This is a genomic window from Streptomyces sp. NBC_00178, from assembly GCF_036206005.1.
Lineage (GTDB): Bacteria > Actinomycetota > Actinomycetes > Streptomycetales > Streptomycetaceae > Streptomyces.
On record NZ_CP108143.1, the window covers coordinates 1,572,514 to 1,594,008 of the forward strand.

At 71.8% G+C, this 21,495-nt stretch carries 14 protein-coding genes and 1 pseudogene; 9 read left to right on the forward strand and 6 right to left on the reverse strand.

Annotation, left to right across the window (positions count from 1 at the left end; all coding sequences use genetic code 11):
• The first annotated feature begins 246 nt into the window (after window positions 1-246).
• Window positions 247-1,284, forward strand: coding sequence for a lytic polysaccharide monooxygenase auxiliary activity family 9 protein (locus OHT61_RS06735; RefSeq protein ID WP_329035930.1), 1,038 nt, complete (start codon window positions 247-249; stop codon window positions 1,282-1,284).
• Between the two features lie 50 nt (window positions 1,285-1,334).
• On the opposite strand, the gene OHT61_RS06740 is transcribed toward OHT61_RS06735, so the two are convergent.
• The 3 genes from OHT61_RS06740 to OHT61_RS06750 form a co-directional block, all read right to left on the reverse strand.
• Window positions 1,335-2,228, reverse strand: a complete 894-nt coding sequence (locus OHT61_RS06740; RefSeq protein ID WP_329035931.1) for an esterase/lipase family protein — start codon at window positions 2,226-2,228, stop codon at window positions 1,335-1,337.
• Window positions 2,229-2,394: 166 nt separating this feature from the next.
• Window positions 2,395-3,393 (reverse strand): DNA polymerase Y family protein, encoded by a 999-nt coding sequence (locus OHT61_RS06745; protein ID WP_329035934.1) that lies wholly within the window; start codon window positions 3,391-3,393, stop codon window positions 2,395-2,397.
• Window positions 3,390-6,851: a DNA polymerase III subunit alpha gene (locus tag OHT61_RS06750; RefSeq protein ID WP_329035936.1), complete on the reverse strand. Its 3,462-nt coding sequence runs from the start codon at window positions 6,849-6,851 to the stop codon at window positions 3,390-3,392. The genes OHT61_RS06745 and OHT61_RS06750 overlap by 4 nt, the downstream gene beginning before the upstream one ends.
• A 155-nt stretch (window positions 6,852-7,006) precedes the next feature.
• Between OHT61_RS06750 and OHT61_RS06755 the strand changes: the two genes are divergently transcribed.
• The 3 genes from OHT61_RS06755 (at window position 7,007) to OHT61_RS06765 (ending at window position 13,775) form a co-directional block, all read left to right on the forward strand.
• Window positions 7,007-8,053, forward strand: a complete 1,047-nt coding sequence (locus tag OHT61_RS06755) for a DUF3533 domain-containing protein (protein WP_329035938.1) — start codon at window positions 7,007-7,009, stop codon at window positions 8,051-8,053.
• A 188-nt stretch (window positions 8,054-8,241) separates the two neighbouring features.
• Window positions 8,242-11,886, forward strand: a complete 3,645-nt coding sequence (locus OHT61_RS06760) for an AAA domain-containing protein (protein WP_329035940.1) — start codon at window positions 8,242-8,244, stop codon at window positions 11,884-11,886.
• 53 nt (window positions 11,887-11,939) lie between these two features.
• Entirely contained in the window at window positions 11,940-13,775 is a 1,836-nt protein-coding gene (locus tag OHT61_RS06765; RefSeq protein WP_329035942.1) for a hypothetical protein, read from the forward strand.
• A gap of 67 nt (window positions 13,776-13,842) precedes the next feature.
• On the opposite strand, the pseudogene OHT61_RS06770 reads toward OHT61_RS06765, so the two are convergent.
• Window positions 13,843-14,793, reverse strand: a pseudogene (locus tag OHT61_RS06770) (macrolide family glycosyltransferase); the annotation flags it as partial.
• Between OHT61_RS06770 and OHT61_RS06775 the strand changes: the two are divergent.
• Window positions 14,756-16,156 (forward strand): hypothetical protein, encoded by a 1,401-nt coding sequence (locus tag OHT61_RS06775; RefSeq protein WP_329035944.1) that lies wholly within the window; start codon window positions 14,756-14,758, stop codon window positions 16,154-16,156. The pseudogene OHT61_RS06770 and the gene OHT61_RS06775 sit on opposite strands and share 38 nt — an antisense overlap.
• Window positions 16,157-16,163: 7 nt before the next feature.
• Here the strand turns inward: OHT61_RS06775 and OHT61_RS06780 are convergent, their stop codons facing one another.
• On the reverse strand, window positions 16,164-16,301 hold the full coding sequence (locus OHT61_RS06780; RefSeq protein ID WP_329035947.1) for a hypothetical protein: 138 nt from the start codon (window positions 16,299-16,301) through the stop codon (window positions 16,164-16,166).
• A gap of 64 nt (window positions 16,302-16,365) precedes the next feature.
• Between OHT61_RS06780 and OHT61_RS06785 the strand changes: the two genes are divergently transcribed.
• The 4 genes from OHT61_RS06785 to OHT61_RS06800 all read left to right on the forward strand — a co-directional run bounded on the left by OHT61_RS06785 (window position 16,366) and on the right by OHT61_RS06800 (window position 19,921).
• A complete protein-coding gene (locus OHT61_RS06785) occupies window positions 16,366-17,646 on the forward strand; it encodes an AAA family ATPase (RefSeq protein WP_329035948.1) in 1,281 nt (426 codons plus the stop codon).
• Window positions 17,643-18,881, forward strand: coding sequence for a vWA domain-containing protein (locus OHT61_RS06790; protein ID WP_329035951.1), 1,239 nt, complete (start codon window positions 17,643-17,645; stop codon window positions 18,879-18,881). Before OHT61_RS06785 ends, OHT61_RS06790 begins: the two co-directional genes overlap by 4 nt.
• A 157-nt stretch (window positions 18,882-19,038) precedes the next feature.
• A complete protein-coding gene (locus OHT61_RS06795) occupies window positions 19,039-19,536 on the forward strand; it encodes a phospholipase (RefSeq protein ID WP_329035953.1) in 498 nt (165 codons plus the stop codon).
• Between the two features lie 34 nt (window positions 19,537-19,570).
• A complete protein-coding gene (locus OHT61_RS06800; RefSeq protein ID WP_329035954.1) occupies window positions 19,571-19,921 on the forward strand; it encodes a TetR/AcrR family transcriptional regulator in 351 nt (116 codons plus the stop codon).
• Between the two features lie 338 nt (window positions 19,922-20,259).
• On the opposite strand, the gene OHT61_RS06805 is transcribed toward OHT61_RS06800, so the two are convergent.
• The gene (locus tag OHT61_RS06805; RefSeq protein ID WP_443049367.1) at window positions 20,260-21,345 is read right to left on the reverse strand and encodes a S1 family peptidase; all 1,086 of its coding nucleotides are present in this window, start codon (window positions 21,343-21,345) and stop codon (window positions 20,260-20,262) included.
• Window positions 21,346-21,495: the final 150 nt, after the last annotated feature.

Sequence of the window (21,495 nt, forward strand, 5' to 3'; positions counted from 1 at the left end):
CCGGGAGCCAGACTGGGAGCCACCCAGCACGACATCGCGCGATCGCCCATGGACGACTGCGGACAGGGCAGTGCACTGCCGAGGCCAGACAGGAGCTCACCCACAGCTCTTCCTGAGCCCTCCCCTAACCGCCCCTTAAGCCCGCCATAACGATCCCCACCTGCGGCTTTCCCCGCCCCGATCCGCCCTCGGCGACGGCTAGTTTGCTGATCACCCAGCCGTGCCCGCCGAAGGAGAACCGCCACCATGGCCGCCCTCACCACCGCCCGTCGCAAGGCCGCAGGAACCGTCGTCGCGCTCGGCGTCGTCCCACTCGCGCTGACCGCGCTCGCCGCCGCCCCGGCCGCCGCCCACGGTTCGCTGACCGATCCGGTCAGCCGGGTCTCGGCCTGTTTCGCGGAGGGGCCGGAGAACCCCCGGTCGGCGGCGTGCCGGGCCGCGGTGGCGGCGGGCGGCACCCAGGCGCTGTACGACTGGAACGGTGTGAACATCGCGAACGCGGCGGGCAACCACCGCGGGCTGATCCCGGACGGCAAGATCTGCAGCGCGGGCAACGACAAGTTCAAGGGGCTCGACCTGCCGCGCGCCGACTGGCCGTCCACGCCCATGGAGGCGGGCAGGCACACCTTCCGCTTCCGGGCGACCGCGCCGCACAAGGGCTCGTTCGCGCTGTACCTGACCAAGCCGGACTACGACCCGGCGCAGCCCCTGAAGTGGTCGGACCTGCGGGAGAAGCCGTTCGCCGAGGCGACCGACCCGGCGCTGGTGGACGGGTCCTACGTCTTCGACGGCACCGTCCCGCAGGCGTCCGGACGGCAGCTGGTCTACACGGTCTGGCAGCGCTCGGACTCCCCCGAGGCCTTCTACGCCTGCTCCGACGTCGCCTTCGGCGGCGGGAGCGGCGGCTCGGGCGACACGGTCGAGGCCGCCCCGGCGCCGGTCGCGTCCGCCCCGTCCGAGACGGACATCGACGAGGGCGCGGACAAGTCGTCGGTCGAGCACGGCGGCCACGGCGACGACGACGCGGCGACCGGCGCGGAGGTCACGAAGGCCGCTCCGGCGGCCGGGACCACCGCGCCCGGGGCGGCGTCCGAGGCCGCTGCGAACGCCCCGGAGCCCGACAGCGCCGCCGCTCCCGCCGGGGGCGACGTCCTCGCCGAGACGGGCGGCAGCGCCGCCACCTCGTACCTGACGGTCGGCGGAGCGGCGGCGCTGGCCCTCGGGGCGAGCGCCCTGTTCGTCTCCGTACGCCGGCGGGCCGCCGGTGGAGCCCACCGGCGCTGACGGCGCGTCGGACGGCTGCCGGACCCCGGTGCGGGGTCCGGCGGCGCGGTTCAGCCGATGACCGAGGCGCAGGTCGTCGGTGTGGCGTGCGCGGGGTCGAGGGCGTTCTCGACCTCGTGGAAGGCGATCCGGTCGATGGTGCCGATCGCGACGTGCTCCGAGAGGTCGACCGGGCACAGGTCCTGGAGCAGGACGTTGCGTACGTTCGGACCGCTCAGGTACTGCGTGCGGTACGGGGTCACGACCTCGTCGAACCTGGTCGCGATGACGGTGTAGCGGACTCCGGGCACGGTGTCGCCGCCCGCGTTGAGCTTGGTGAGGAAGGCGGAGCCGGCGACCTGGTCGGCGAGCCCGGGGGTGTTCATGGTGAGGAGGTCCTCGATGCCGGGGAAGTACGGCAGCAGCCGCGTGAGGCCGAGGAGCGTGGTGCCGTGGTTGTCGGGGGCGATCCCGACGAGGGCGTTCACCTTGGCGGCGCCGCCGAGGAACTTCAGGTAGTAGTTGGGCATCATGCCGCCCTGGGAGTGGCCGACGAGGTCGGCCTCGGCGGCGCCGGTGGCGCCGAGGACCTTGTCGACGAACACGTCGAGCTGTCCGGCCGACCGGTCGATGGGGCCGAGGCCGTTGAAGAACGGCACGCCGGGGAGCTGTCCGTAGTCGAGGGAGAAGACGCAGTAGCCCCGGTTGACCAGGTACGGCGCGAGGACGAGCCAGTTGTCGACCGAGTTCCCGAAGGTTCCGTGGACGAGGACGACGGGGCGGGGGTGGGCGGCGGAGGGCTTGCAGGAGTAGTCGTTCCACCCGCGGGAGGGGGCGGCGGTCCCCGTGGTGGCCGCACCGGCGGTCGCCGTGGGGGCGGCGACGAACGCGGTGAGGGCGAGGATCAGGGCGGTGATCGTGCGGCGGGCGCGGGGGGAGCGCCGGGGGCGGGTCCAGGGCAGCATCGGGTGGTCTCCTTGCGGCTCAAGGGAGGTGCGATGTCGGTGCGCCTGCGGCCCGGACCACAGTGAACTGCCAGTTCTGCGTGCTCATGCCAAATTACGCATGAGTAAGGTTGCGGGGGAAGTTACGCGTCGGTAAAAAAATCGCGGACGCCGGACGGCGCGGGATTCAGGCCGCGAGCCGCCCGGGCTTCACCGCCTGCGGGCCGAACCTGGCGCGCAGCCGGTCGGACACCGCCTCGATCCGCCGCGCCCGTTCGTCCACCGGGTCGAAGGTGAGCTGGCGGGAGGCGCGTTCGGCGTCGTGCAGCCCCTCCGCCCGCAGCCCGATGCCCCGCACCCGCGCCCTCTGCAGGGCGAAGGAGTCCTGGATGCGGTACGCGAGCGAGGTGAGCGCCGCCGAGTGCGCGGTGGGCTCCGCGAGCGTGCGGCTGCGGGTGAGCGTCGCGTACCCGCTCCGGTCGGCGTAGCGCACCGAGACCGCGAGCGAGCGGCACACCTGCCCGTCGCCCCGCAGCCTGGCACCCAGTTCCTCGGTGAGCGAGAGGAGGGCGCGCCGGTGCTGCTCCGGGTCCAGTTCGTCGCGGGGGAAGGTGCGTTCGGCTGCGACGGACCTGGCCGCGGCGTTGGGCACGACCCGCGTACGGTCGATGCCGTTGGCCCGCTCCCACAGTTCGCGCCCGGCCCGCACCCCGGTGATCCGCTGGAGGGTGGCGAGCGGCGCCGCGGCGGTCCGGCCGATGGAGTCGAGGCCGTATCCGCACAGGGTGCGCGCGGTCGCCGCCCCCACACCGTCCAGGGCGGCCACGGGCAGGGGCGCGAGGAAGCCGGCGGCCTCACCGGGCGGCACCACGAGGGTCGTCCCGGCCGGCGCCCGGCGCGCGGCCATCCGCGCCAGCATGGGGTTGGCGGCCGCGCCGATCGCGCAGTCCACCCCGTGCAGGGCGAGGGCGCGCACCCGGATCACCGAGGCCAGGCCCGCCGCGTCCTGCCCGAAGTAGCGGAGCGCCCCGCCGACGTCGGCGAGCGCCGCGCGGGGCGGGGCCGCCTCGACGACCGGGGTGAACGCCCCCAGGAGGGCGAGCAGCCCTTCGTAGTCAGCGCCGTCCGGCGGCCCTCCGCCGATCCGGCGGAACCGCAGGTACAGGACGGCCGGTTCGTCGCTCATCCCGCGCTCCCGGGGCTCCGGTGCCACAGCTTCCTTCCGGTCGGCGTCCCTTCACCGGCCGGCTGGAGGTCGGCCCAGGGGTTCATCTCGTAGCCGGTGGACATCTGGATGCGGCGGCCGGGTTCCGCGGCCTCCTCCTCGCCCTCGTCGGCGCCGGGCACCTCCGCGAGCCGTGCGGCGACCGCGTCGAGGCCGCCGGTGCGGCGCAGTTCGGCCAGCTCCGCCAGGTTCCAGGCCGCCGACCCGACCACGCTCATGCTGCGGGGGCCGCGCCGCTGGACCACCCCGCGCACCAGCAGCAGCCAGGAGTGGAAGACGGTGTGCGCGCAGGCGGCGTGGCTGTCGTCGAAGAAAGCCAGGTCGACCAGGCCCGTACCGTCGTCCAGGGTGGTGAAGATGACCCGGCGGCCGGAGCGGACCGGCGGGGTCTGGGTGGCCGCCTTGGCGCCCGCGACCAGCACGGTCTCCCCATGCCTGGCCTCCCGCAGCCGCTTGGCGGAGACCGCGCCCAGCTCTTCGAGGAACGCGTGGTGATCACCCATCAGGTGGCGCGAGACGTCCATGCTGAGCACGCCCAGCTCGGCGCTGAGGCGTTCGGCGTCGTTGAGGTCGGGCAGCCCGATGCTGCCGGTCCGGTGTCCGCCGCCGAGCGGGAGCTGGGCTCCCGCCGCGCCGGAGCCGGAGCTCCGCTGGGCGCGGTGGAGCTCGGACAGGTGCAGCAGAAGATCCCGCCGGTTGGCACCGAAGGCGTCCAGTGCGCCGACCTGCGCGAGCCGTTCGGCGGCGGGCTTCCCGGGCCTGGCCCGCTGCCAGAAGTCCAGCAGTGAGGCGTAGGGCTGCCCGGCCTCGATCCGGGCGACCTCGGCCTCACTGATGCCGTGGACGTCCGAGAGGGCCAGCCGCAATCCCCATTTATCTCCATTCTCGCCAGACACCAGTTCGATCCGATGAGCGGCTGCGGACCGGTTCACGTCCAGCGGCAGCACGGGGACCCCGCGCCGCCGCGCGTCCGCGAGCAGCAGGCGCTTGGGGTACATCCCCGGATCGTGCGTGAGCAGCCCGGCGTAGAAGGCCGCCGGGTGGTGCGCCTTGAGCCAGGCGGACTGGTACGTCGGCACGGCGAAGGCGACCGCGTGCGCCTTGCAGAAGCCGTAGCTGCCGAACGCCTCGATGATCTCCCAGGCGCGGGCGATCACTTCGGCGCCGTACTTCCGCTCCGCCGCGCGCCCCGCGAACCAGACCCTGATCCGGTCCTGCGACCCGGGGTCGGAGAGTCCGCGCCGCACCCGGTCGGCCTCGCCCCGGCCGCAGCCGGTCATGATGTCCACCATCTCGATGATCTGTTCGTGGAAGACGACCACGCCGTAGGTGTCGCGGAGCGCGCCCTCCAGGTCGGGATGCGGGTAGCGCACGGGCGCGCGTCCGTGCCTGGCCTCGATGAACGGCCGCACCATGTCGGCGGCGACCGGGCCCGGCCGGAACAGCGAGATGTCGACCACCAGGTCGTGGAAGGTGGCGGGCTGGAGTCTGCCGACCAGGTCACGCTGGCCGGGCGACTCGATCTGGAAGCAGCCCAGCGTCTCGGCGCTCCTGATCAGCCGGTACGTCTCCGGGTCGCCCTGCGGCACGGCGTCCAGGTCGACCTCCCGCCCCGAGGCCCGCTTCACCTCGGTCACCGCGTGCGCCATCGCCGACTGCATGCGTACGCCGAGCACGTCGAGCTTGAGCAGCCCGAGGTGTTCCACGTCGTCCTTGTCGAACTGGGCCATCGGGAAGCCCTCGCCGCTGGTGGGCATGACGGGTGTGCGCCGCAGCAGCGAGTCGTCCGAGAGGAGCACCCCGCACGGGTGCATGGCGATACCGCGCGGCAGCGCGTCCAGCGCCTCCACCAGTTCCCAGAGCCGGCCGTACCTCTCCTTCCGTCCGGCCACCGCGCGCAGTTCGGGCAGTTCCTCCATCGCGGCGCGGGCGTCCCTGGCCCGGATGTGCGGGAACGCCTTGGCGAGCCGGTCGGTCTCGGCCGGGTCCATGGAGAGCGCGGCACCGACGTCGCGGATGGCGTGGCGCACCCGGTAGGTCTCGGGCATGGACACGGTCGCGACCCGCTCGACGCCGAAGCGGTCGATGATCGCGCGGTAGACGTCGAGGCGCCGGGCCGATTCCACGTCGATGTCGATGTCGGGCAGCACGAAGCGCCGCTTGGACAGGAAGCGCTCCATGAGCAGCCCGTGTTCGAGCGGGTCGGCGTCGGCGATCCCGAGCAGGTGGTTGACCAGGGACCCGGCGCCGGAGCCGCGCGCGGCGACCCGTATCCCCATCCCCTTCACGTCGTCGACGACCTGGGCGACCGTCAGGAAGTAGGAGGCGAAGCCGTGGTGGGCGATGATGTCCAGCTCGTGGTGCATGCGCTCCCAGTGGTCGCGCCTGCGGTCGTAGCCGCGCCGCACCATGCCGGCGGCGGCGCGGGAGGCCAGTACCCGCTGGGCGGTACGCAGCCCGGCCCCGACGAGGTGCGGCTCGGGGAAGTGGACACTGCCAAGGCCCAGGTCGTCCGCCGGACCGACGCGGCAGGCGTCGGCGGTCGCCCGGGTCTCCGCGAGCAGCCGCTCCCCCGCGTCGCGCCCGAGCCCGGCGGCGGTGGCGATCCGCCCGGCGGTCTCCCGCATCGCGCGGGCGTCCTTGAGCCAGCGCTCCCCGCTGTCGAGGGGGGAGCGCCGCGGGTCGACGGGGACGAGCCTGCGGGCGGAGTCGAGTACGTCGGCGACCGGGCCCTGCCCGGGGTCGGCGTACCGGACGGCGTTGGTCAGCACGGCCCGCACCCCCTGCTCGGCGGCGAACCCGACGGTACGCGCGGCGAGCCGCAGCGAGCCGGGCCCGGTGCCCTCGCGGCCGTGGTGGACGGCTTCGAGGCGCAGGGCGTCGCCGTAGATCTCCCGCCAGGGGGCGAGCAGTGCGGCGGCCCGGTCGGGGCGGCCGGCGGCCAGCGCCGCCCCGACCTCGGAGGCGGGGCCGAGCAGCACGGTGAGCCCGTCGGCGGGCAGCGCGGACCGGGCGAGCAGTGGTTGCCCGGCGTCCGGGGCGCCCGCGTCCGGGGCGTGGGCGGCGGTGACCAGCCGGCACAGCCCGGCCCAGCCGAGTGCGCCGTCCCGGGCGAGGAAGGTGACCCGGGGTGCGGATTCATCGACAAAGGAACCTCCCCGGGCCGGCGTACGTGCCCGGCGGTAGCGCCCCTCCCCTTCCTGCGGTGCCACCGCGAGCTCGGCTCCGAAGAGCGGACGTATCCCGGCCTTCTCGCAGGCCCTGGCGAAGCGGACCGTGCCCGCGAGACTGTCGCGGTCGGTCAGGGCGAGGGAGTCCATCCCCCGCTCGGCGGCGCGCTCGGCCAGCCGCTCCGGATGCGACGCCCCGTACCGCAGGGAGAACCCGGAAACGGTGTGCAGATGCGTGAACCCTGGCACCGCACCTCCTGGACCGATCCGTACTCGCCACCCCCTCGCTCTCCACCATAGACCAAGTTTCGAACGTTCGTACGATAACCGAGGGCGCGGCCACCCCTCCGCCATTCGGCCCGGTCCCGCCTGCGCGAACGCCGGGCACGCCGGACCGTGGGGGCATGAATTTCGCTGACGAGGTGAAGAGCGCCGTCACCACACGGGCCGCGCTGCTGGTCCTCGGCGTACTGGGGCTGCAGCTGCTGTTCATCGCCTCCTACGTCGGTGCGCTGCACCGGCCCGATCCGACGGACGTCCCCTTCGGGGTCGTCGCCCCCCGGCAGGTGTCCGGGCAGCTCGTCACCCAGCTGGACGGCCTGCCGGGCGGCCCGCTGGACCCGCGGGCGGTGTCCGACGCGGCCGAGGCGCGCAGGCAGATCCAGAACCGGGACATCGACGGCGCCCTGATCGTCGATCCCACCAGGCCGGCCGACACCGTGCTCGTCGCCTCCGGCGGCGGCACCGTGCTGGCGAGCTCGCTGGACGCGATCATCAGGCAGGCGGAGGGTTCCCGGCAGCGCGCGGTGAGGACCGTGGACGTGGCCCCGGCCTCCCCCGACGACTTCGACGGGCTCTCGTCGTTCTACCTGGTCGTGGGCTGGTGCGTCGGCGGCTACCTCTGCGCCTCCATCCTCGCGATCAGCGCGGGCACCAAACCCGCCAACCGGCAGCGCGCGGTGATCCGCACCGCGGTCATGGCGCTGTACGCGATCGCGGGCGGGATCGGCGGCGCGGTCATCATCGGCCCGATCCTCGGGGCACTCCCCGGCAGCGTGTGGGCACTGGCCGGGCTGGGCGCCCTGGTCGTCTTCTCGGTCGGCATGATCACACTCGCCCTGGAGGCCCTCACCGGCATCGTCGGCATCGGCCTGGCCGTCCTGATCATCGTCATCGCGGGCAATCCGAGCGCGGGCGGCGCCTTCCCGCTGCCGATGCTCCCGGACTTCTGGCGGTCGATCGGCCCCGCCCTGCCGCCCGGCGCGGGGACCTGGACGGCCCGCTCGATCGCGTACTTCAAGGGCAACGCGGTCACCGGTCCCCTGCTGGTGCTCTCGGCCTGGGCGGCCGTCGGCACGGCGCTCACCCTGCTGCTGTCGATGCGCCGGCGGGACGGCGACGGGGCACGGCAGGCGGCCGCTCCTCCCAACGGAAGCTCACACCTCGGCTGACTCCCGGCCCAGCCGTCCCGCCGACCGCCGAAACCACAACGCGTGCGCCTGGAAAGCCCAGAGTTGAACGAGTTACTTCTGCGGCGGAAGTGATTTACACATTCTTCCGAACAGCCCCCTCCCCACACAGAAGTTGATGTTATGGTACGTGATCTCGATATCGAGATCACACGCACGGTGGAGGGCAAGTGACGCTTGCGCCGGGGGTCTCCCTGCTCAATGGCCGCTACCAGATATTCGGCAGGACGATATCCGCTTCGGGGGAGGGCGAACTCTGGGCGGCCGAGGACACGACTGAATTCGTGAAGCCCTACCTCCTCAAAGCCTGGTATTTCTACGAGGAGAAGCCCGACGACGTCCAGCGCGCTCTGTGGGACGCGGAATTGCGGACCCTCTATCAGGTGCGCAGCACACCGAGCTCCGAGCTCTCCCTGCTCCAGCTCCAGGACGTAGGAATCGATCACGAGCACCGCTGTTTCGTGATGGTCTTCAAGACAGAGGGGCTGAGCACCCTCTCGACGACCCTGGGTGAGCGCAGCAAACACGAATGGCTGTCCGGCCGCACGTCTGCCCGCCGGGAGCTCTGGCAGATGCTCGGCCATATCGCGCAGGGACTCGCGCTGCTCCACGAGCAGCAGGTCATCCATCGCAGCGTGTCCGCGGAATCGGTGTTCTTCGACCCCGGCGAAGGGCCGGAGTCGTGCCGCCTCGGCGGTTTCGAGTGGAGCGTCAGGCTGGGGCGCCCCGCTTCGGCGTCCCCGGTCCACGGCGGATGGGGCACGGCGCCGGAGGCCCTCATCAACGTCTCCCCCTTCGGACCGGACGCCGACTGGTTCGCCTTCGGCATGCTCGTCGCCCGCACCATGCTTCCCATCGAGCATCTGAGCTCCGTCGCCGACCCCGCGGAACGCCATCGGCTCGTCATGAACTATCTGGCCAAGGCGAAACGCCGGCTGACTCCGCTGGAACACGACTTCATAGGGCAGCTCATAGCCGACGAACCGGCGATCCGCCCCAAACACGGAACCGAGATATTCACGTCCGTCCGTGAAATCGTGCGCCTGCTGGAACAGTTACCGACGGGCAACGACGGCACCGCGCGCCACAACGTGGTGATCGACCCCCACAGCCGTCCACTGGTACGCGCCTGCCTGGAGCGTGGACTCAACGACACCCTGGGGCTGGAGCCCGGAGACTCCTTCGATCCGAACCGTCCGGCTCACGTGACCAAGCTGCACAGCTTCCTGTACTCCGCCTTCTCCGACGGAGCCACCTTGGCGCCGATCGCCAATCGCGACCAGTACATCCTGTCCAGCCAGTCGTTGCACCTGGTGATCGGGCCGGCCCGCAGCGTGGCAGGTTCGACGACCAGCTGGCAGAACGCCTTCTGCACGGGTGCCCGGGAGTACTTCACCGCCGATCCGGCCCAGCAGGTGGACGTGCCGGCCGGCCGTATCGGCTTCGTCAGCACCAAGCACTACCGGGAGCAGAGCCAGGTGCTCAGCTCCGCCCCGAGCTGGGAATACCTGCTGCCGAAGATCGACAAAGGCCGCGAGCGGCGGGAGGACCAGGAGCGGTTCGCCGAGTTCGTCCGCCTCACGAATCAGATCGACATCCTGATTCGTGACGCGGAACTGTTCCGGTGTTCGGTCACCGAGGTGGATCTCGACGCGGACGGGACTGTCACGCTCATCCGGGTACGCGAGATACCACGCCTCCATGAGCCGATGACCATGCTCAAGCCGGACGGCGGAATGGCCGCATTCCTTCTCCGCGAGAAGTACAGCGGAAAACCGGGAAGCAATTTGATTCAATTGTGCCCGTCCGACACGGAGAGCATCGCGAAGTCGACCAACGTCCCCGAGTGGGAGGTCTTCGAAGTCGACGTGCCGGGCCAGGGAGCGACGCTGCGACCGACGTCCGTGGTGCTCGATCCACCCCCGATCGGTGAGATCCGCGTACTGCGCACCAAGGGACTCAAAGGACAGGTCGAGCTGATCAGGCGTCGTAAGGACGCGATCAACCTGATGGCCAAGCACACCTACCTGCTGGAAAGCCTTTCCGCCCCCGGGCAGGTCATCATGGACAGTGGTCCGGTAAAGCTCCCGGTACCGCTCTCCGAGAAGATCGTCGACTCCAGCAAACGCAGCCAGATCGAGAAGATCCTCGGAATGCGTCCGATCTACGCCCTTCAGGGACCGCCCGGCACCGGCAAGACCCATATGGTCGCCTGGCTGCTCCGGGAGATCCTCGAGGAGGATCCCGTCGCGCAGGTGCTCATCACCGCACAGGCGCACCCGGCCGTGGACGTGCTGCGGGCGAAGGTCGAGGAAGAGGCTTTCAAGAACATCCCGGCAGATCGCAGGCCGCTCGCCATCCGGCTGCGACGCACCAACAACCGGCAGTCGGGAGCCCTCCCCGAGGACGAGCCCGGTTCCGAGAGGCAGGTCACCCGGAGCGTCCTCGAGGACACGATCGAGCGGCTGCAGGCCGCAGAGCGCGAAGGGGAACTGCCCCCCGTCCAGGCCGACTGGCTGAAGGCATGCCGGTCCATGCTCGCGGACCTGAACACCAAGGACGCCTCGTCCGCCAAGGAGTTCCGCGAGCTGGTCAAGCGCAGCGCGAGCATCACCTACAGCACGGCGGGCGACGGCGATCTGGCCGCGTTGGCCGGTGAGGTCACGTACGACTGGGCGATCGTGGAGGAGGCGGGCAAGGCACACGGCTTCGAGCTGGCCCTGCCGCTCTACCTCGGCCATCGGTGGCTCCTCATCGGCGACCCGAGTCAGCTCCCGCCCTACCGGATCGAGGACTACCAGAAGGCGGTGTCCGCGCTCGACGAGACCGTGGCCGCGCTCGAGGAGCTGGAGGGGCTGGGCCAGTTGCTCGACAGGGACCTCCTGCAGGCCTGGCGGGCACGCACGGACGAGCAGCGCCGGGAGTTCGGCGAGTACTGCAAGCGGTGGCTGACCTTGTTCGGGCAGTTGCACAAACTCTGCTCGCACCACGAGGTCGACCAGGGCCTGCTGACGGGGCAGCACCGCATGCATCCCGACATCGGTGAGCTGGTCTCGCAGACGTACTACGACGGCCGGCTGCAGCACTACACGCGTGACGAGGAGACCGAGAAGCCGAAGGACACGATTCTCCACGGGCTGACGGCTCCGCAGGAGATCCGAGGAAAGGCCATCGTCTGGCTGGACCTGCCCGCCGCCGGGGACAAGCCCCTGGCCGGGGAGAACCTCGTACCCAAGTACCGGAACATGGCCGAGGCCCATGCGCTGGAGAGGTTCCTGCGCTCGCTGCGCGGCGATCCGGAGAAGCCCCTCGACCTGGCGGTCCTCTCGCCCTACGCGCAGCAGGTCGGTCATCTGCGCAAGCAGTTCAACAACCACGAACTGCGCGCCGCGCTCGCGTCCGCGGGCCTGCAGCTCACGACCGACCCGCGACGGTCGCGGACCGAACCCTCCGACGCCCGCCAGGACGGTGTCTTCACCGTCGACTCGTTCCAGGGGAACCAGTCCAAGATCATCGCGGTGAGCCTGGTCCGCAACAACACCAGACTTCCCGGTAAGGGACTGGGCTTCCTGAAGGACGCTCCCCGTATGAACGTGCTCATCTCCCGGGCCGAGCTCCTGCTCGTCCTGGTCGGGTCGTGGGACTTCTTTCACGCCCAGGTGGCCCACGTCTCGCGGAAGAGCAAGGAGAACGATCCGCTCCGGCATCTCGCCCTGGCGATCGACCAGCTGGAGCAGATGTTCAAGGACGGCGAGGCGGTACGGATCGAAGCGGATCTGCGCGACTTCGTCCCGCCCAGGGCGCGGCACGCCTGACACGCCTGGCCGTCCCCTCCGACCGTCCCAGGGAACAGAGAGGTGTCCACATCATGCGTGTGCTGCTGCCCCTGCACATGTACAGCGTGACGTACGAGCTCGCGCACGGCCGCCCCTACAGCAAGCTGGAGGAGTTGCTGCTGCGGGCGGTGAGTGATCTCCAAGGACAGGCCGGCTGCACCTACCGCGACCTGCGCGACGTGTTCAAGGTCCACGACCGGCTCCTCACCGAAGGGCTGGTCACGCTGATCCAGGAAGCCTGGGTGGTGATGGTGCAGGAAGGCCGCGAGATCCGCTATCTCGTGACCGCGGAGGGACAACTGACCATCACGCACAAGCGCAGGCCGAGCAAGCTGCGCGTCCGTTCGAACCGGGCCAGCATCGTGCGGGAGCGGCTCACCGGCCAGCTCGCCCGCTCCGGCGACCTCCAGCTCGTCACGGGCCGCGCGGTACGCACGGCGACGGATCGCCGCGAACTCCACAACGTGCTGAGGCCGCGAGTGCAGCGCACCCGCGTCAACGGCGGTGAGACCGAGTGGCTGCTGCCCCCTTCGGGACACCAGGAGTGGGTCCGGTGGATCGATTCCGTCGCCCGTCTGAACACGGATCTCTACTACCTGCCGGTTCTCGCCGACCTCGAGAAGTCCGAAGTGGTGGGCCTCCCCCATCACTGGCGTCATCTCGGCCCGCTCATCCTGGGGGAGGTGGCCGAACGGACCGACGACATGACCGATGACGAGACGTTCCAGACCCGTCTGGGCGGCCTGATGAAGAAACCCCTGCGGGGCGCCGGCCGCCATCTGCCTCCGCGCGCCGGATCGTACGCGACGGCTTCAGTCACCTGCGACGACCTGGCCCTCACCGCTGCGGAGAGCCGCGGGCTGACGAACTCCGTCCTGGCTCAGGCCTTGGACAACATCCTCGTCGTCACCACGCGGCTTGACCGCGGCCGGGCCGGGAGGGCACGCGATCTGCTGGCAGGGCTGAAGGAGCGGGGGATCCATGCGGACCTGTTGTGGGCCCTTGACTCACCGCAGGACGACAGCCCGGCCGCTCTGGCCAATGTGCTCGGCGCGGCACGCGGAGGCCGGGGCAACGGCAAGGTGCAGTTCAACCGGACACCTTCCGAAGCGGCCATGGATCTCGTGCTCGCGTCCACCCCGGCCGGCCCCGTGGCCGTTCTGGGCTCCGCCCTGCTGGGCGACGGGGCGCGCGGCGACGCCTTGAGCCCTGCTGTCCGCGTCACGGACCCCTCCGTCCTGGCCATGCTGGCGCGGCTCTGCGCAGGCTGGTGGGAAGGTCTCCCCTCCGAAGAGGGCTCGCTGCCCGCACACCGCTGGAAGCACCTCGCGGAACGCTGGATCGGCGCAGCCGCCGTCGCGCGCACGAGCCCCACCGAAGCGGCACCGGACGCCGCCGCCCCCTGCCCGGGCCCCCTGTGCACCGGTTCCGTCATGCTGTATCTGGGTCCGCAGCAGGCCGCCATCAGGGAGGAACTGACGACACGGCCGGGACCGCGGCTTCTGATCGCCGACTCCGCCTCCTCGCGTGACGAGCTGGCCGCGGAATCCGCCACGACCGGGGAAGTGCGTCCGGGATTCAGGGTGGTGGGTGGCAGTGACGGCTGGCAGTTCATGAACCGCTCCACGGGAATGGCGTGGAGCACGGTGGACACATCGGAACTCGTACCGCCCACGGGCCCCTGCCGGGTGACCGCGGTGACCGACCGCTGGCTCGTCGAGCAGGTCGACCGGCCGGTCTCAGCTCTGTCCTTCACCGTGAACGGCCATGTGGCGACCCGCGCATGGGAGCGGACAGCAGAGTTCAGGAGCACCACCCCGCCGAACGGGGAGTCGGGGCGGGGGCCGACCGCCGGGGAGGCTCACTGATCCGGCAGGGGGCGGAGAGGGCACAGCCGTCCTCCCCGCCCCCTGCCGAGCAGAGGGTCAGCCCAGCATCCTCGACGAGGCCGGCGGCCCGGGTGGTGCCGCCCTCAGCCCTGGCCTCGGTCCTCAGCCGTGCCGAGCGCCGGGCCACCCCGGGATCGGCGACGAGTCCGGTGAGCGCGGTGCGCAGGGCCGCGGCGGTGGCGTCCGCCGTGTCGAGGCGACGGGCCACCCCCAGCTCCACCAGCCGGTCCGCGTTCATGAACTGCTCGGCGCCCTGCGGGACGGCGATCACGGGAACGGCGGTGTACAGCCCCTCACTGCTGCCGCCCATCCCCGCGTGGGTGACGAAGGCGTCGGCCTGTTCCAGGATCGCCAGTTGCGGCACCCAGGAGTGCACCTCGGCGTTGCCCGGGATGTCTCCGAGCCCGGCCGGGTCGGTGTACTTCCCGATCTGGAGCACGACGTGCCAGCCCTCCAGGCCGCCGTACGCCTCCAGGCACCGGCGGTAGAACTCCGGCTGCCTCGTGTACGCCGACCCCAGAGAGATCAGCAGCACCTTTCCGGCTCCGGCCGGCCTGGTCCAGGTGTCCCGCTCCGCGCGGGAGCCGAAGCACGGGCCGACGAAGGCCACCGCACCGCTGTCGACGCGGTCCGCGTGCGGCTGCATGGCCCGCGGGATCATCGCCAGAGCCTTGGCGGGCCGGCCGGAGAAGGCGTCCACGTCGGTGGTGGACGCCCCCGACCCGGCGAGCCACCGCGCGAACCTGGCGCGGTACGCGTCGGCGCCGGGCAGCGCCCACACCTGCGCGGCCACCTCCTGAGCTGAGCTGAGCTGACGGGATGGGTGACCGGTCCGGCCGGCCCGACACGGATGCGGAGAAAAGCTCTGGCCACGATCGTCGCGGAGCGCTACTCTCCTCGGCGATGACCACTTACTCCCTGAACAGAATGGGGGACCCGTCCGCGCAAGGTGAGTGCTGATGCTCACCCTCGCGAACGGGGACACCCTCCCGTCGTTCTGGCCGCGCGTACGCGAGTTCGCCGTACCGGCCTCCATGATCGAGACCGCGACCGCCCGGCGCCGTGCCGGGGACTGGGCGGGGGCCTGCGCAGCGGCGGGCGTCGACGTCGATGTCGCGCCCCGGTCCGTGGCACGGACCCACGGCCGTGAACTGGCGGACCGCCTCCGGGACGACCTGCGCCACCTGGCTCCCGACCTGTTGCGCTGGCACATGCCGAGGATCGCCCCCGACGGACTGCTGCGCCCGGGCCTGACGATCGCCCTGGCCCGCTACGACGCGGCGGGGCGGGACGGCGTACGCACCGTGCACCTCGTGGCCCGCACTCCCCCGGCCTGGGCGGATGCGGGCCAGCGGATCAGCCTCGCGTTGTGGGACGGTTCCCGGCGGGCGGAGGCCTCGGCCCGCCGCCATCCGCACCCCCACCCCGACCGGCGGTTCCGCCTCGACCTGCACCGGCACCTGTGGGACGCCCGTAGGACCGGCGAGCTGCGCACACGCTCCGGGGCCGACCGGTCGGCCGCCCTGGACCTGCCCGCACCGGAACAGGATGTGCTGGACACCGATGGCCGGAACGGGACCTGGGACGTGGGGCGTTGGGCGGCGGAGGCCGGAATCCTGCTGCGCGCAGAGGGGCGGGCCTCCGGAACCGTGGCCGTACGGCTCGGGGCCCGGCGGCGTCTGCTCCTGGAGCAGGCCGGGGACCACGACACGGGGCTCTCCGCCCCGCGGATCACGGCGGTGTCCGCGGGCCGTGACGTCTCCGCGCTGCCGCTCCTGCCCGACGCGGCGACCTGGGTCCTGCCCGACCTCGAACTCCTCCGCACCGGTGCGATCGAGGCGGGCCGGCTGCACCCGCTGGTCGCCTCCGCCCTGGCGCCGGGTCATCAGCGGGCCGTCCCGCAGGACGACTCCGCCGGGCCCGGGCAGCCGCACCTCGTGGAATGCCGGGGAGCCCGGCACCGGATCGGCCTCGTCGACGGGGTGCTGGCCCCGCTGGACCACGACGCGGACGAGATCCACCGGGAGGAGCTGCTGGTCGCGCTGACCGGTACCCCGCTCCCCTGCCTCCAGGCCATCGATGCGGCGCACCGGCGTCCGGACTGTCTCACCGGTGTCCGGGAGCGCCTGGACCACGGCGACGTCGCAGGCGCGCTGGCCGTCGTCGAAGGCCTGCTCGGACCGGCGGCGCTGCTGCGCGACGGCTCCCTGCGCGACGAGTTGGAGGCTGCGGCGCTGCGGCGGATCACCTACGGCCTGTTCCGCGCGGACATGACCGGACCCGGGCCCGGCAGCTACCGCCCCGACCGCGGGTCCGCCCGCACTCGCCCCTCGCGCAGGCGCCGCGCCACCGCCCGCTGACCCGCACTCAGGCGCGCGCTCCCAGCAGGTCCTTCGCCTTCCTGGCCACCTTGGCCCTTCCCGGCTCCATGACCTCTTCCGCCTCCGTGGCCGCCTTGGCCTTACGCCTCCATGGCCTCTCCTCCACCCCTTGGGCCTCGTCCATCCCTCGGGCCTCTTCAATCCCTTGGGCCTCATCGGCCTCCTCACGAACCCACAGGTGATCAGACATGTCCACATGCACCCCGTTCCTCACGACCGCGGCCCTCTCCGGCGGTTCCCACCCGCCGCGGCCGGACCTCGCCACGGACCAGCTCGACGTCGCGGGCGCCCTCACGGCACTGCTCCGCGACACCGCCACCGAACCGCGTCCCGACATACAGCTGGAGGCCCTCACCCTGTCCGTCGCCGCGGACCTCCCGGTGCTGCTGTGGGGTGAGCCGGGGATCGGCAAGACGGCGGCCCTCACGCAGCTGGCCGAGTCCCTCGGCCTGCCCCTGACCACCGTGATCGCCAGCGTGCACGAGCCGTCCGACTTCTCGGGGCTGCCCGTCGTCGGGGACGATCCGGCGGAGCAGGGTGTCCCGATGGCTCCACCGGACTGGGCGGTCCGCCTGGTACGGGCGGGCCGGGGACTGCTCTTCCTGGACGAACTGTCCACCGCACCACCGGCCGTACAGGCCGCTCTGCTCCGCCTGGTGCTGGAGCGGCGTATCGGGGCGCTCCGGCTGCCGCCCGGCGTACGGATCGTGGCCGCCGCGAACCCGCGGTCCTCGGCGGCCGACGGGTGGGAACTGAGCCCGCCGCTGGCCAACCGCTTCGTCCACCTCCAGTGGGTCCACGACCAGGAGGTCGTCATACGCGGCCTCGGGGGCACCTGGCCCCGGGCGACACTGCCGCGGCTCGCCCCGGAGAACCTGCCGGAAGCGGTGGACTTCGCCCGCCGCGCGGTGTGCGCTCTCCTCTCCGCCCGCCCCGAACTCGTGCACCGGCTGCCCTCCAACGAGGCACGCCGGGGCGGCGCCTGGCCGTCCCCGCGGAGCTGGGAGATGGCCCTGCACCTGATCGCCTTCGCGACGGCGGCCGGCTCCTCGCGGGACGTACTCGCGTTGCTGGTCAGGGGCACCGTGGGAGACGGACCGGGGCTGGAGCTGATGGCGAGCCTGGACCGGATGGACCTGCCGGACCCGGAGGTGCTGCTCGCCGATCCGGCCGCGGCGGTCCTGCCCGACCGCGGAGACCTGCGTCAGGCCGTGCTCGACGGGGTGATCGCGGCGGTACGCGCCCGGCCGGACAAGGCACGCTGGGACGCGGCATGGGCCCTGCTGGTGCGGGCGCTGGAGACCGGCGCCCCCGATCTGGTCGTCGTGCCGGCGACCCTGCTCGCCTCCCTGCGCCGGGAGGACTGGGACGTCCCCGCGTCGATCGAGCGATTCGCCGGAGTGATCTCCCTGTCCCGGCGGGCGGACGACGCGGCGGCCCGAGTCGCGGCGACGAAGGCCGGCCGATGAGCGTGGACGTTCCGAGGGCACTGGACCTCGACAAGCTCTTCGCCGCCCGGCTGCAAGCGGTCCGGGCCCGCCCCTATCTGGCGACGGCCCTGTTCGCCCTGCACACGGTCGAGTCCCGGCAGGTCCCCACGATGGCGGTGGACCGGCACTGGCGGTGCTACGTCTCACCGGGCTTCGTGGCGCGGACCCCGGTGGAGGAACTCGCCGGCGTCTGGGTTCACGAGGTGTCGCATCTGCTGCGCGACCATCACGGCCGCGGTGACCGGGTCGCGCGGCAACGCGGACTCACCGGGCCGGGAGAGCGACTGCGGATGAACATCGCCGCGGACTGCGAGATCAACGACGACGTGTTCGGCGAAGGGCTGACCCCGCCCGAGGGTGCCGTCATGCCGCAGTCCCTGAACCTCGCCCCGGGGGAACTCATGGAGGACTACCTGCGCCAGTTCAGGCTCGGTCCCCGTACGCGGGAATTCACCTGGCTGGACTGCGGCAGCGGGGCGGACGGGCTGGAACGCGAGTGGGATCTGGGCCCGGACGGAGCGCACGCCCTCAGCGCGCAGGAGCAGGACGCGGTCCGCTTCCGGGTGGCCCAGGGCATCACGGGCCGCCCGGGGAACGCGTCGAGGAGCTGGCAGAGGTGGGCCGAGGAGGCGTTCCATCCGCCGCAGGCGTGGCGGGATCTGCTGGGCTCGGCGGTCCGTTCGGCCGCCTCCGCGTCCGGTGCGGGCGAGGACTACACGTACGGCCGCCCGTCGCGGCGCTCGGCCGGGGTGCCGGGCGCCGTCCTCCCGAGCCTCCGGCGCAGGCCGCCGCGGGTCACCGTGGTCGTCGACACGTCGGGCTCGGTCAGCGACGCGGAACTGGGCAGCGCGCTCCTGGAGGTCGCCGCGATCTCCCGTGCGGTGGGCGGGCGTCGCGATCTGGTGAGCGTCCTCTCGTGCGACGCCGCCGCCGGGGTCGTGCACCCGCTGTGCCGCGCCGAGGGGATACCGCTGGTGGGCGGCGGGGGCACGGACCTGCGCGCGGGCTTCGCTAGGGCGCTCCGGTCCCGGCCTCGCCCGGACGTCGTCGTGGTGCTGACGGATGGTCAGACACGCTGGCCGTCGGTGAAACCGGAATGCCGGACGGTGGTGGGCCTGTTCCCCCGGGACCGCCGCCCGTCGTGGGACGAGGACGATCCCGAATACGTCCCGAGGTCACCGCCCGAGTGGGCGCGGACCGTGGTCATCGGGTAGTCCCCCGCGCTCACCGGCCGGTCATCCGAAGACAGCAGGATGTTCCCTCGACGCAGGCTATGCACGGCAGGTCCGTGGCGTCATTCTGGAGCGGCCTCGTGGGACCCACGAGGTGCACGGCTGCTCTCGACCCCCTTTGACCCCACGGAGGTTGTTCATGCGTCGCCGCTTCGCCGCTCCCCTCACCGCTGTCGCCCTGTCGCTCCCGCTCGCCCTGATCCCCGCCGCGTCCGCCTCGGCCGCCCCGTCGGACAAGCCGCAGGTCCTCAGCTCCTGGACCCAGACGAGCGCCTCCAGCTACAGCGCGTGGAACTCGGCCCGCAACAACCAGGGCGCCTGGTCCGCCTACGGCTTCGACTGGTCCACGGACTACTGCAGCACCTCCCCCGACAACCCCTTCGGCTTCCCCTTCCAGACGGCCTGCGCCCGGCACGACTTCGGCTACCGGAACTACAAGGCCGCGGGCTCCTTCTCCGCCAACAAGTCGCGTATCGACTCGGCGTTCTACTCGGACCTCAAGAGAGTGTGCGCGGCCTACTCCGGCGCGACGCTGACCTCGTGCAACGCCACGGCCTGGACGTATTACCACGCGGTGGACATCTTCGGAGTGGCACCGGCCAAGGCGGCCCCCGCGGGACTGCCCCGGAGCGCCTGACGCCTCCCGGTCCGACGTAGCGGGCCACGTCACCGTGCGAACCGGGGGCTCCGGGCTCCTGGTCCGCACGGTCCTTCCCGCCATCCGCCGGCCGCCCGCGTCCATGCTCACCGCGCCCGAGGCGGAGGCGTCGATGCGCGCGTTCCTGAACGAGCGGGTCGCCAACCTGAGTGGCGCCATGGGCGGCGAGGACGCCGAGCTGCGGGCGGCGCTGATCGTCAGCAGCATCCTCGGGCTCACGGTCGCCCGCCACTTCCTGCACCTCGACGCGTTCGCCGGAGCCACCGACACCGACATCGCCCGCGTCGCCCGGCCATGGGTCACCACCGGAGCCGACACTCCCCCCGGGCACCACCAGTTCCCGGCAGCCACCGAGGCGGACTGATGTCACCGCGGGGCGAAGCCTCCAGCACCCTCCGACGGGAACCGGCGTCGAACAGAGGCCGGTCCAGCACCCTCCAATAGGAACCGGCGTCGAACAGAGGACGATCGCCCAGCGGGTCGCCTTCCTCCGTCTCATGACCCGGAGAGCGACCGAGGCGCTCGGCCGCGAGAACGCCGCACTGGAAGGGGAGTCCGTCGCCGGGGCGGCACCCGGGCCCGCCACCTGAGGGAAGGCCGGACAGGCGCCCCGTCCCGGCGCCCGTCGACGGCCCCGGTCGGCGCGACGGCCCGCCCGCCTCCTTCGAGGCGGGCGGGCCGTCGGAATGTCCGGACCGGGTGTCAGCCGATCTCGGCGCCGAATGCCGCCAGCGCCTCGGGCACCGGCTGGAAGAACGTCTCGCCGCCGGCGGAGCAGTCGCCGCTGCCACCGGAGGTCAGGCCGATCGCGGTGTCGCCGGCGAACAGCGAACCGCCGCTGTCGCCCGGTTCAGCGCAGACCGTCGTCTGGATGAGGCCGTTGACGATGTCGCCGTTGCCGTAGTTGACGGTGGCGTCCAGGGCGGTGACCTCGCCGTCGTGGACCTGGGTCGTGGAGCCGCTGCGGGTCACCGTCATGCCGACGGTCGCGTCGCCCGCCTTGGTGATCGCCTGGGTGGAGCCGTTGTAGAGGTCCACCTCGCTCGGGTGCGCCGTGTCCGACGTGTACTTGACGAGTCCGTAGTCGTTGTCCGGGAAGCTCGACCCCTCGTTGGCGCCGATCTCACCGCCGCCCTGGGAGTCCGACCAGCTGGTGATCGACTCGGTGCAGTGCCCGGCCGTCAGGAAGTACGGCTCGCCGCCCTTGACCACGTTGAAGCCCAGGGAGCAGCGCCCGCCGTTGCCCCAGATCGCGTCGCCTCCGGCGATGAGCGGCTTGAACTCCCCCGCCGACTTGGTGAGCTCGGCCTTGCCGCCGAGACCCTTGACGACCGCACTGAGCTTATCCCAGGCCGCACCGTCGACCGTGCGGTCGGCGGTGACGACGATCTTGTTACTGACCGGGTCGACGGCCCAGGAGGTGCCCGGGATGGTCGCCTTGGCCGAGAGGGTCCGGCGGGCGTTCGTCAGCTCGGCGAGTGTGTTCTGGACGAGTCTGGCCTTGCCGCCGGCCTGGCGGACGTGCTCGGCCGCTGCCTCGTCGACGACGTTGACGACGAGGTTCTTGGTCCCGGCGTCGTAGTACGCGCCCGCCGCGTCGCCGCCCAGAGCCTTGTCGAGGCTGGCGGCGAGACTTCCGGCCGAGTGGGCGGTGAGGGTCTTCGCCGTGAACTGGGGTACGTCGTCACTGGCGTTCGCAGTCTGGAACGTCACTCCTGCTGCGACCAGGGCGAGGACGGCCGATCCGGCCATCGCCGCGCGCTTCCTGGATATGCGTCGGTGCTTCAACTTCGACCTCCTGTGGGGCCGTGCACGGGCAAGTGGGGTGCCCGGAACACGGAGGATGGGGCGCCCACTATTCCGACGCCGCCGATAGCCCACAAGACCGACTTCCGGACGCGCACACGACGACGACCGTTCGCTCCCGGCTTGTTCACA